This is a genomic window from Enterococcus sp. AZ149 (assembly GCF_051714285.1).
Classification (GTDB): Bacteria; Bacillota; Bacilli; order Lactobacillales; family Enterococcaceae; genus Enterococcus_D; species Enterococcus_D entomosocium.
In genome coordinates this window covers 2,098,045-2,109,909 of record NZ_JBIORO010000001.1, presented here as the reverse complement: position 1 = coordinate 2,109,909, position 11,865 = coordinate 2,098,045, and the positions used below count along the sequence as shown (strand labels likewise).

The 11,865-nt window shown below is 44.0% G+C and carries 11 protein-coding genes; 3 read left to right on the top strand and 8 right to left on the bottom strand.

Annotated features, from left to right (window positions below):
* Positions 1 to 83 precede the first annotated feature (83 nt).
* The 7 genes from IGI94_RS09900 to IGI94_RS09870 all read right to left on the bottom strand — a co-directional run bounded on the left by IGI94_RS09900 (position 84) and on the right by IGI94_RS09870 (position 6,713).
* Positions 84 to 644 carry a TetR/AcrR family transcriptional regulator gene (locus IGI94_RS09900; protein WP_010747950.1) on the bottom strand — a complete coding sequence of 187 codons (561 nt, stop codon included), beginning with the start codon at positions 642 to 644 and terminating at the stop codon, positions 84 to 86.
* 2 nt (positions 645 to 646) lie between these two features.
* Entirely contained in the window at positions 647 to 1,570 is a 924-nt protein-coding gene (locus IGI94_RS09895) for a phytoene/squalene synthase family protein (protein ID WP_438899673.1), read from the bottom strand.
* On the bottom strand, positions 1,560 to 3,047 hold the full coding sequence (locus IGI94_RS09890; RefSeq protein WP_438899672.1) for a phytoene desaturase family protein: 1,488 nt from the start codon (positions 3,045 to 3,047) through the stop codon (positions 1,560 to 1,562). The genes IGI94_RS09895 and IGI94_RS09890 overlap by 11 nt, the downstream gene beginning before the upstream one ends.
* Positions 3,044 to 3,760: an ABC transporter ATP-binding protein gene (locus tag IGI94_RS09885; protein ID WP_005235241.1), complete on the bottom strand. Its 717-nt coding sequence runs from the start codon at positions 3,758 to 3,760 to the stop codon at positions 3,044 to 3,046. The genes IGI94_RS09890 and IGI94_RS09885 overlap by 4 nt, the downstream gene beginning before the upstream one ends.
* Positions 3,761 to 3,771: 11 nt before the next feature.
* Positions 3,772 to 4,836 (bottom strand): ABC transporter permease, encoded by a 1,065-nt coding sequence (locus tag IGI94_RS09880; RefSeq protein ID WP_422705894.1) that lies wholly within the window; start codon positions 4,834 to 4,836, stop codon positions 3,772 to 3,774.
* 316 nt (positions 4,837 to 5,152) lie between these two features.
* Entirely contained in the window at positions 5,153 to 5,800 is a 648-nt protein-coding gene (locus IGI94_RS09875) for an HD domain-containing protein (protein WP_438899671.1), read from the bottom strand.
* Positions 5,801 to 5,822: 22 nt separating this feature from the next.
* Positions 5,823 to 6,713 carry a dihydrodipicolinate synthase family protein gene (locus IGI94_RS09870; protein ID WP_438899670.1) on the bottom strand — a complete coding sequence of 297 codons (891 nt, stop codon included), beginning with the start codon at positions 6,711 to 6,713 and terminating at the stop codon, positions 5,823 to 5,825.
* A gap of 336 nt (positions 6,714 to 7,049) precedes the next feature.
* Here IGI94_RS09870 and IGI94_RS09865 point away from each other — a divergent pair, with 336 nt between their 5' ends.
* Genes IGI94_RS09865 through IGI94_RS09855 form a run of 3 tightly spaced genes read left to right on the top strand, consistent with a single transcriptional unit; the run spans position 7,050 to position 11,261 of the window.
* Positions 7,050 to 8,882 carry a beta-glucoside-specific PTS transporter subunit IIABC gene (locus IGI94_RS09865; RefSeq protein WP_438899669.1) on the top strand — a complete coding sequence of 611 codons (1,833 nt, stop codon included), beginning with the start codon at positions 7,050 to 7,052 and terminating at the stop codon, positions 8,880 to 8,882.
* A gap of 46 nt (positions 8,883 to 8,928) precedes the next feature.
* On the top strand, positions 8,929 to 10,392 hold the full coding sequence (locus IGI94_RS09860) for a glycoside hydrolase family 1 protein (protein ID WP_008378571.1): 1,464 nt from the start codon (positions 8,929 to 8,931) through the stop codon (positions 10,390 to 10,392).
* A gap of 20 nt (positions 10,393 to 10,412) precedes the next feature.
* Positions 10,413 to 11,261 (top strand): PRD domain-containing protein, encoded by an 849-nt coding sequence (locus IGI94_RS09855; protein WP_005235258.1) that lies wholly within the window; start codon positions 10,413 to 10,415, stop codon positions 11,259 to 11,261.
* A 67-nt stretch (positions 11,262 to 11,328) separates the two neighbouring features.
* On the opposite strand, the gene IGI94_RS09850 is transcribed toward IGI94_RS09855, so the two are convergent.
* Entirely contained in the window at positions 11,329 to 11,730 is a 402-nt protein-coding gene (locus IGI94_RS09850; RefSeq protein ID WP_254905026.1) for an HIT family protein, read from the bottom strand.
* Positions 11,731 to 11,865: the final 135 nt, after the last annotated feature.

Genomic DNA, 11,865 nt, shown 5'->3' with positions numbered 1-11,865 from the left:
AAGTTTCTGTTTACTGGATCAGTGTACGCGATTGTCAGAAATTCGTCGAATGATTATTCTCGGGACAAAAGCCAACGTTCCAGCTATTTCGCAATTGGCCCATTGCCTAGTGCACCGAATAAAAACAAATCGATCGCTTCTGGCATCTTGTCTTCTTTTTCTGGTGAGTCCAAGTGAGCCGCCATCAGCACTAATAACTGGCTGGTAACAAATTCTGGATCGACATCCGAACGAAGATTGGAATCACTGCGACGGAACAAGTCAAGAAACGGTTCTTTGTAATTTTTCCGCCAAAGCAAGTACAGTTTTTTTGAGGTGTCCTCAGAAACGGTATGCTGAATGTCGTGCATCATCATATAAAAATTGATCCGATGCCGACTTCTTAAAAAAAGAAACATGTTCAAGATTTTTTCAGAGATCGTCAAGGAAGTATCTTCAACGGTCTGATTTAGCTTTCCAGAAACCTCTTGTGCCAAAGAGACCATCACTTCATAATAGATGGCTTCTTTGCCTTTGAAGTGATAATAAAGATTGGGTTGCGTGATGCCGACGGCTTCTGCGATCTGTCTAGTAGAAGTTGCTTGATACCCCTGCTGCATAAACAGGTTCTCTGCCACTCGTAATATTTTTTCTCGCAAGTTCAAAGTCAGCCCTCCCAACGTTCCTGACGAAGCATTTTTTTCGCGGTAAACAAAAGTTGGATTTTCCGTTGTTTCGGTACCGCTGTTTTTTCAGCAAATACTTGATAGTTGTTTTTGCGAATCACAGTCAAGATTTCCCGATAGATCAAAGCAGCTGCTAATAGAGCCTCACGGCAATCTTCATCGATTTGCGGCATCATGACAAAAGATTCTTGATAAAGCGTCTCTGCCAGTTGCGCCTCGTGTTCCCACATCTCGATAAACTGCGGGTTTTGATTGCCAGCTGCTAAAGCCTCTCGCGAAAGGTTGTATTGCGCCAAGACCGTTTGCGGCAAATAGATGCGGTCCATCCGCAGATCCTCGCCAATATCACGTAAAATATTGGTGCGCTGCATCGCTTCACCCAATTTGATGGCAGGCTCTTGAATCGCAGCGGCTGCTTGCGAGAGAATCGGCAAGAGCATCAGACCTACACTGCCAGCTACGTAGTAACTATAGTCAGAAAGCTCTTTTTCAGAGGTGGGCTGCTGGAAGTCAAGGTCTTGTTTTTGCCCCACCAATAGGTCGAAAAAGGGTTGAAACTGCAGATCAAACTGTTGGAAAGAAAGGGTCAATGCCCGCCAAATGGCTTCATCAGGATCTTCTTCCTTGACGGCTTGCGGCAAGTCGATCGCATCGTCTGATACTTGTTTTTGCATTTCTTCCAAGCGTTTTTTCATGGCTTCGATCAACAATGGGTCTTGCTTTTCATCGACGGCATCATCGGCACGTCGGCAAAAGGCGTAGACGGCATAGACGGCGCGGGCTTTGTCTTTTGGCAATTGAGAAAAGGCGGTATGAAAATTTTTCGAATGCTTTTTTATGATGGCCTCACAGTATAAAAAATCGTTGTCGTATTCATCAAAGACGCTTAATGATTTAACGGTCATCTTTTAACAACTCCTCAACAGCTAACTTGGCACTTTGCATCACGATTGGCACACCCGCTCCCGGATGCGTACTGCTGCCGCAGAAGTATAGGCCTTCTGCATAATCAAATTTATTATGGGGACGATAGTAATTGCTTTGGGCTAAGGTCGGTTTCAAGCCAAATGTCGCACCGTTGTAGGCATTGAACCGATCATTGAACGTATCTGGCGTATACATTTTTTCATACACGATGTGTTCATCGATATCCGTAAAGATCGTTTTTTCTTTTAATAATCCAATGATCTGCTGGCGGTAGCTTTGGATCGTTTCATCCGTCCATTGATCAAATTTAGATAATTCAGGTACTGGGACTAAAACATAAAGACCTTCTTGACCATCAGGTGCTAAGGAAGCATCTTTCAGGGTTGGACGATACAAGTAGAAGGAAGGATCTTCTGGCAGCTTGCCAGCCTCGAAAAGATCGTCTACATTGCGTTTAAAATCATTAGCAAAATAAATGCTATGGAGTGCGCTATCTTCATATTTTTTGTCCAGTCCTAAATAAAGCAAGAAACAAGAACAAGAGTAATCCATCGAAGCGATTTTTTGATTGGTATATTTGCCGCGTTTTGATTCATCAGGAATCAAGCTTTCCATAGCATAAGGAAAATCAGCCGCACAAATCACAGCATCTGCGGTGATCGTTTCTCCATTGACACGAACGCCTTTGGTTTGCTTGTTTTCGATCAATAATTCATCGATTGGGGTATTGTAATGGATCGTTCCGCCTAATTCTTGGAACAAACGTGCCATACCAGTGGCTAATGTATACATGCCGCCTTTGATGAAATAGACCCCATACATCAACTCGATCATAGGGATGATGGTATAAAGGGACGGCCCTTGGTAAGGGGAGACACCGATATACAAGGTTTGAAACGCCAATGATTTTCGCAGGCGATCATCTTTGACAAATTTAGAAATGGAAGAGTAGGCGTCACTAAACGTTCGCAGCTTTAACCCTGCCCATAATGATTTGGGATTGTAAAAGTCTCGCCATGTCCGAAACGACTTGGTGATGAAGGACTCTTTGGCGATCACATAGCGTTTGTAAATATCTGCTAAAAAGGCAAAATAGCCTTGAGCATCTTCTTCCGAGATCGCTTCTAGCGTTTTGGTCAATTCTACTAAGTCGTTTGAGAAGGTCAGCGGTTCGTCTTGAGTAAAATACAGCTGCAGCATCGGATCGACTTTCTCCATAGGAATATAGTCATTCGGATCAACGCCAGCAAATTCAAATACTTCACGATAAATTTCAGGCATCATCACGATGGTGGGTCCCACATCAAAGGTAAAGCCGTTTTCCTTGATCTGATTCATTTTGCCCCCAGGTTGACCTTCTTTTTCGTAGAGGGTGACGTCATAGCCAAGTTTTTGCAAACGGACAGCAGCAGCTAATCCTGACACGCCCGCACCGACAACAATAATTTTTTTCATGCTTGCTCCTTCTGCGAATCACTTGATTCGGCTTCTTTTTTCGTGTGTTCTTTTTCTTCTAAAACGCCATCCTTCATGACGAGGACCCGATCACAATAATCTGTCAAACGGGTATCATGGGTCACCATAATGGTGGCTTTTTGTTTTTCTTTGGTTTCTTTTGCTAAGATTTTGACGACTTCGACGGCTTTTTTTGAATCAAGACTCGCCGTTGGTTCATCTGCCAAAATGATGGTGGGATCATGATAGAGCGCTCGGGCAATAGCCACACGCTGCCTTTCACCACCAGATAGTTCATCGGGGTATTTGTTCTGCAGCTTTTCAATCCCTAGTTGTTCAAACAATTCAGTAGCTGATTGCTCTTGGGGTTCTTTGCTGACCTTATCCACCAATTGAAGTTGCTTTTTGACCGTCAAAAAAGGGACAAGGTTGGAAGCTTGTAAAATAAAGCCGATCTTTTTGAAACGAGTTTTTGCCCGTTGCTTTTCTTTTTGTTTACTAAAAGGTTCGTCATTGATAAATACTTCGCCTTCAGAGGGAGCTTGTAGACCACCGGCAATCGTCAGAAAGGTACTTTTCCCAGAGCCGGAAGGACCGATGATGGCGACAAATTCGCCTTTTTCTACCGAAAAGTTGGTTTCTTTCAAGGCTTCAATCGTCGCGTCCCCATCTTTAAATGATTTTTTGACTTGTTTGAATTCAATGGCACTCATGTTTTTTCCTCCTATCCGATTGCTTTTAATGGGTCGATTTTTACAATCGTTCGCACCGAGAAGAAAGCACCTAGCATCGCGATCAGAATCATCATTACACTGATACTAGCAAAGAATAATAGATTGATTTGGAATGGCACTGCCGCAGGTAACACGAGGGCGGTACCGATCGTTGCCAACCCACCGATCAAAACACCCGAGGTGGCCAACAAGAACGTTTGGGCGATCACCGAAAAAGCAATGTAGCGGCTAGAGATCCCTTGGGCTTTCATGACACCGAAAATTTCTGATTTTTGCATCGTTAGTACATAGATAAAAATACCGATAACGATGGCAGCGATCACAATCAAGAACCCGATCATAAAGCCAAAGGTCAGCACTTGTGCGTTGTAACCAGGCAATTCATTAATAAATTTGCTGATATCCGTAGCGACTAGATTATCTGGCACTTCTTTGATTTTGCCACGAGTTACGATCGCGTTGATACGGGCATTTTCTGAATCATCTTCTTTTTCAAAACGAATTTCTTGATAGGCACCGATCGAGGTGTAGAGGACCGGAGCAACACTGAAGCGGGCGTTATCTGTAAAACCGACGATTTTCAATTTTTTGTCACTGCCGGCTAATTTGATGGTGTCACCAATGGAAATCCCGTATTCTTCCTCAATGCTGCTGTCTGCGACCGCTTCATCATCTGACGCAAACATCTCGCCATCGATAATATTTGGTGCTAGAAATTGATCTGGATCAATGCCGAAAAAGGTGACATCGACTTTTTCACCGTTGTCTTCTTTAGTCACTACCCCAGCGGTTTGCGCCAAAACAGCTTTTTCTGGTGCATCGACTTCGTCATAAAGACTGCGAGGAAGCATCGACATGTTTAAATTATCATTTGCTTCTTCAGTCAACAAAATTTGATCTGCCTCCCATTTGTCGACCGCCATCCGATTATCTTGAGCCAACCCATACGCTAAGCCAGTTAAAAAAAAGACCAGATAGGCGATTAAAAACATGACCCCTGTGACTAGGGCGTAACGCAATTTGGAATGGCGTATTTCATTGATTGCCAAAAACATAACGATTCCTCCTATTATTTTATCACTTGATAAAATAAAAATACCATTTTTTTTATTTTCAGCAAACTATCTTGCTTACAAAGAGTAAATTCGGTAAAAAAAGGAAGGTTATTTAGAAGTGGCGTTTGTTGATTGAAGAAAACCAGTTGCTGCTCCCTGATTTCAATAGGAGCGAGGGAGCAGTGAAGGAGCGAGGGACTTCAGTGAAAAAAGAACTAGGATAACAGTAAAAGCCCTCTAATTCAGCGCACGCAAACACTCGGCGCATTTTGAAATCAGAGGGTTTCTATTTAAAGTCTGGTGTTGGATCAAAGTGTCAATCGTCAATTTCTTTGCTTGTAGGGATAACTAATGGCACGATTTTTTCAAAGGAGTGACGAAAGCTTTCAGGTTGTGCTAACTTTTGATAAATGATCGCCAAACCGTCTTGGTTTTTGCGATAATCCAACCAAACCTTCAGCTCACTTTGAGGACCATATTTCTTTGAAATGTACTGATACGCTTCTTGGTGCAATTGTTCTAGATCTGTGAGTTGCTTTTTCTCATAAGCAAAAAGCAAGGTTCGCTTGAGGATTCGCTCAAAATCTAAGTCACGATCGGCTTCGGAAATAATTTTGCCATAAAGCGAGCGAGGCTCATAGGGCAGCGAGGCGCGATGGTCTTCTACTGCTTCGCCGATCATTGAAATGACTGGAGGAGAGAAAAAGTGTGGCAACACAGCATCTTGTTCAACGATCTTGCGGGAATTGCTTTCGTGGTTTTTGCGGCCATAGAGCAAGCCGATATCATGGTAGGCAGCTACCGTATAGACGATATTCAGGTCAACAGGCAATGTTTCAGCAATCTCAAAACTATTTTGGATCACTTGGTGGACGTGCGCTGGGGAGTGACTGCTATCCAATTGGTTGTATTGTGGGATGATGGAGCTTTCAATATAGTGCTTTAGTTGTGAATCAATCTTCATTTGTCTGGTTCTCCTGCCTTTCTTATGCTAGATGAGGGGGAATTGAGCCAGTGCCAAACCGATCACTCGTTTCTAGACCTAGCGGCTGACGACAAAAGCCAAAGGGCTGTCCATCAATGGTGATTTGCTGCTTGAGCCACGGAAGGTAACTGATGGTATCTGTTGGATCGCCGGCAGCTGCTTGTTCCATTTTCTGCCATTCATCCGACGTAGAAATCGTTGCAGCACCTTTGAGTAACCCTTGCCAAATCACCTGGATCTCCTCGGGACAAAGGTTTCCTGCCATTGATGACAGCCCGTTAAACCCTAGTGCGACCTTTTCTGCCAAGTCCGCTTCACCACCAGCATAAAAACGAAAATCGGCAGCCGTCTTTGTTTTTAGTTGAGGCACTCGCTCCTTACTGCCAGCTTCTTTTAAGCCGATCACCCGAGGGTCAGCGATCAAGGTCAAGAGACTTTCTGCAGATAAATCAAAGCCCGTGCGGCGGGGATTGTTGTATAAAATAACTGGTTTTTCGCAAGTATGGATCAATCCCTGAGCATAGAGGACGGCTTCCTTTTGGGTCAGGCAAAGATAAGGGGGAAAGCCTAAAACCACACCATCGATTCGGGGATTTTTGCTGATTGTTTCTGCCAACGCGAGCGTTTCATGAAATACAATGCCAGCTAAACCGAAGAGGACTTCGAAATCGGCTGCCCAGCTGGTTTCTTGCGCTAAGGCATGTAGAAGCTGTTTTTTTTCTGTTAAAGTCAATGAATGCTGTTCACCGGTGGAGCCGCACACCAAAACCGATTTGATCCCTTGCTTTTGCAGTTGCAAGATATGAGCGATCGTCCTTTTCGTGTCAAGTCTTTCTGCATGATCAAATGCTGTTGGGACGGCAACATGCAGTGAGTGATTCAATGAAGTCATCCGATTCATCCTTTCTTGTGATACGTTTAGCCAGCTATGTTCTTCTTGCTTCTGGTGCAAGCCAAGGAAGACGAAATAACTGATTATCCACTAAGTGTAGCAAACTTCTCGTTTCAGCAAAAGGCTTAGCAAAATATTTTTAAAACGGTGGTTGCGTTTTCAAATAAAGCATGGTATTATGCAAGTAATAAAACAGGCATGTGACTGGTAATGCAGGCAGGACCTATAAAAAACATGGAAGGGATCGTTGGATTCCGTTCAATGTTTTTGTAGGTGCTGCCTGCTTTTTTCTTTGTTTGGCCAACAAAGGAAAACTAATTAAAGGAGAAGAAAATTATGAATGTAAAAGAAACGGCAACTGCCATCGTTGAGTTGATTGGCGGAAAAGAAAATATCGCACATTTGGAACATTGCTCCACACGCTTGCGCTTTACCTTAAAAGACAATAGCCTCGTACAAAAAGATGCCTTGGAAAAAGTCGATGGCGTGATTGGGGTGCGACAAAATGTCCAATGCCAAGTCATCATCGGCAATGATGTCGTCGAAGTGTATGATGAGGTTATGAACGTGTTAGGTCATGAGCTAACAGCGGATGGAGGAAGTGAAGGCAAACAAAAACAATCGTGGGGTGCGGTCCTGCTTGATTTTATTATCTCGATTTTTCAACCGTTGATTCCAGCGGTCGCTGGTGGGGGCGTCTTGAAATCCTTACTGCTACTTGCTTCTGTCACTGGATTGATGGACAATACCAGCCAAACGTATCAAATTTTGAATCTGATCGGTGGCGCACCATTGTATTTCTTACCGATTTTAGTGGCGATCACCACGGCAAATAAATTAAAGGTCAACCAATTGGTGGCGGTTTCCGCTGTCGGTGCCTTGATTTTGCCTGAACTAACGACACTATTGACAGATGGCGCAGCTTTCATGGGCTTCGGTTTACAAAATATCGCTTATGCGTCACAAGTATTTCCAGCCATTTTAACGGTTTTATTTTACGCTCAAATTGAAAAACTGTTTACCCGAATCTCACCAAAACCGATCCGTATCTTCTTTGTTCCAATGATGAGCTTAGTTATTACGGTTCCAGTTGCTTTATTGATTTTAGGCCCATTAGGCTTTGAAGTCGGAACGATTTTCTCAGCAGCGATTATTTGGCTGTATGCCCATTTAGGTTGGGTGGCAACGGGGATCTTAGCCGCTGTTTTACCATTGATGGTGGTTACCGGTATGCACAAAGCTATGATTCCTTATGCTGTTTCGTCTATGAGTGAGATGGGGGCAGAGCTGTTATACTTACCTGCCTCATTGGCACATAACATCGCAGAAGCCGGTGCTTGTTTTGCGGTGAGTGTTCGGACCAAAGACCAAAAACTTCGTTCAACCGCTGTTTCTGCAGGCATCTCCGCCCTTTTTGGCATAACCGAGCCTGCTTTGTATGGGGTGACGATCCTGCACAAACGAGTGCTTTACGGCGTGATGGCTTCCAGCCTAGTTGGTGGTGCAGTGGCTGGGTTATTTGCCATCAAGGCCTTCGCATTAGTTGGTCCCGGTCTAGCAAGTATCACTATGTTCGTCGATGAAGCCAACCCGATGAATCTTGTGTGGGCATTAGTCACGTTAGGGGTATCCTTTGCTGTTTCCTTCGTCCTTGTCCTTTTCTTATTCAAAGACAAAACAGTGGAAAATAAGACGACAGTTGCCGATCCGAAAGCCGAAGTATTGAGTAAACCAGTAGAAGGCCAAGTGGTAGCCCTATCTGAAGTCAACGATGAAGTCTTTTCAAGCGGTATGATCGGAGAAGGTTTCGGGATCATCCCGACGTCTGGCGAATTGATCGCACCAGAAGATGGCGAGATCACGATGTTGTTTGAAACCAACCATGCGATCGGGTTAAAAACTCGTAATGGCGCAGAATTGCTCTTTCATATCGGCTTGGATACCGTTCAATTAGAAGGAAAACACTTTACCCCTTACGTGAAAGCGGGGGATCAAGTGAAACAAGGGCAACCCCTGATTCAATTTGATCTAGATGCCATCAAAGCAGATGGGTTTGATCCAATCGTGATCTGTGTGGTCACCAATCAAGAGAACTTTACTGTCAAACCGATCGAATCAACCGATGAGCGCAACGAACAAGGTGTTTTATCGATTGCACCGATCGTCTAAACCAATGAGCAATGCAACAAAAACAATGTAAAAGGGGATTGAAAAAATGACTGAAACAACTTTTCCAAAGGACTTCTTATGGGGTGGCGCTATCGCCGCAAATCAAGTAGAAGGGGGATGGAATCTTGGCGGCAAAGGCTTGTCGGTAGCGGATGTGGCTACTTACAAACCTCATGTCGACGTGAAAAACTTTGCAGCACATATGAGCGTGACTGTTGAAGCCGTCAAAGAAGCAATGGCGGATTCAACGGATACCATCTATCCAAAACGCCGAGGGATCGACTTCTATCATCGCTATCCAGAAGATTTGGCTTTATTTGCGGAGATAGGTTTTAAAGTATTGCGTTTATCGATTGCATGGACCCGATTGTTCCCAACTGGGGAAGAAACGACACCCAATCCAGAAGGGATCGCTTTTTACCGCAATGTCTTCCAAGAAATGCAGCGTTTGGGAATCAAACCGATCGTAACGTTGTCTCACTATGAGATGCCGTTAGCGCTTAGCTTGAAGTACAATGGCTGGGTGGAACGTAAAGTGATCGATGACTTTGTCCGTTTTGCGACCGTTTGCTTTGAAGAATTTGGGGAGTATGTGGAGTATTGGCTGACCTTTAACGAAATCGACAGTATCCATCGTCATCCCTTTACAACAGCAGGTCTCATTCCTGAGCAATCAGAAGCTGGTAAGGAAGAGCAAGACGTGTATCAAGCCCTCCATCACCAATTTGTGGCCAGCTCATTAGTGACAAAAATCGCCCATGAAATAAATCCCGACAACAAAGTCGGCTGTATGATCACGAAGTTGATGACGTATCCATTGACTTGTGACCCATTGGATGTTGAATTAACTTTAAAGAAAAACTTGGAAAATGATTTTTATGCGGACGTTCAAGTCAAAGGTGCTTATCCGCGAATGATTGAAAAAGATCTCGAAAAACGGGGCATCAAGATTGAAATGGCACCAGAAGACCGCCAAATCTTAAAAGATCACACCGTTGATTTTCTTTCTTTCAGTTATTATATGTCTATGGCTGAATCAGGCGACCCACATGCGGAACGGACACCGGGCAATACGGTTTTAGGGGTAAAAAATCCCAAGCTGCCGTCAACTGAATGGGGCTGGCAGATCGATCCTAAAGGCTTGAAAATCTCCTTGCTTTCATTGTATGATCGGTATCAAGTGCCATTGATGATCGTTGAAAATGGTATGGGTGCCGTGGATGTCCTTGAAGACGGTCAAGTGCATGATCCGTATCGGGTCAATTATTTCAAGGCACACTTCAAACAAATGAAGGAAGCCATCGATGAAGGAGTCGATTTGATTGGTTATACTTCATGGGCACCGATCGATCTGGTCAGTGCTGGGACGTCACAAGTGACGAAACGCTACGGCTTCATTTATGTGGATGCCGATGATGAAGGAAACGGCAGTTATGACCGTTTGAAAAAAGATTCCTTCGATTGGTACAAAGAAGTGATCGCTACCAATGGCGCAAGTTTGGCAGAATAAACAGTGAGGAGCGAGAGTGCATGATTTACATCAAGAAAGTCTTAAATTCAAGTGTCGTACTTGTTGATAAGGAAGGCCAGGAAATGATTGCACTTGGGAAGGGGATCGGCTATGGAAAGAAAGTCGGCGACAGCATAGCCGATACCCAGATCGATCAAGTTTTTCTGCCAATCGATGAAAAAAAATCGGGTCAGTTTGCCGATTTGGTGGATGAGATTCCGTTGTACTATTTTGAAATGACCAAAGAAATCGTTCAGCTGGCGCAAAAAATGCTGCCCTATCCGCTAAATTCAACGATTTACCTTACCTTATCGGATCACTTGCACTTTGCTGTGGAACGTCAGCAAAAAGGCTTGAGTGTGACGAATCGACTCTATTGGGAAATCAAGAATTACTATACGGAGGAATTTCGAGCCGCCGAACAGGCACTACGCTTGTTGAAAGAGAAGTATCAAATTGATCTGCCGGAAGAAGAAGCCTCCAATATCGCGTTTCATTTGATCAATGCCCAGTCGAACACCGAGGAAAATCAAGATGGGTTGAAAAAAGCCAAATTGATCGGGTTGATCGTCAATATGGTACGCTACTCGATCCAGCAAGACGTCAACACCAATTCGATCCATTATAATCGCTTTATCACCCACGTGCGTTTCTTCGTTGACCGGTTCTTTTTGGATGGTCTGCTGCAAGAAGAAGACGAAGGACTATACCGTCAAATGTGGGCTCTTTATCCAAATGCTATGGAGATCGCGACAAAAGTCAAAGCCTATATCGATAAAGAATATCAAACGAAGATCCCTGTCAATGAAATCGTCTATCTAGGCGTTCATATCAATCGGTTGATGAACCATTCAGCGATCAATTCCTAAGCGTCCTCATTTTTAACAAACACAAACAAGCCGTTTCCCTTTGCTGGAAGAAACGGCTTGTTTGTATTTAGTAGGCTTGCTTGTCAGGAATCACGCCTCGAACGCCGCCTTTTGGTTCCTCCACGTCGCCTTGGTAGCGTGGGATCAAATGACAATGGCAATGAAAGACCGTCTGTCCGGCAGCCTCCCCGCAATTGAAGCCGATGTTGAAGCCGTCTGGTCGATAGGTTTCCAACAAATAGGCTTTGCCTTCCTGCAACAAAGCCTGCAAGTCTTGTAATTCCTCTTGGGTGAGGGCAAAATAATCCCTTCGATGTTCTTTGGGGATCAATAGCAGGTGTCCAGGGGTGACGGGAAACTTATCAAAGATCGCATAAAAGCGTTCGTTTTCAATGATCGCATGTTTTGAGGCAGTACAAAAAATACAAGTCAAAATCTTCCGCTCCTTTTTCTCAGCTAGATAGCGTATCGATACTTATCTTTAGTGTACCAAAAGCTGATTCGAAATGAAACGCACGACAAAAAGCATGTCATTATGAGTCATTTGCGAGTAAAATGAAAAAAAGTTTGCTGATTCGCTTGACTTAGAGTGCACTTCAACCTG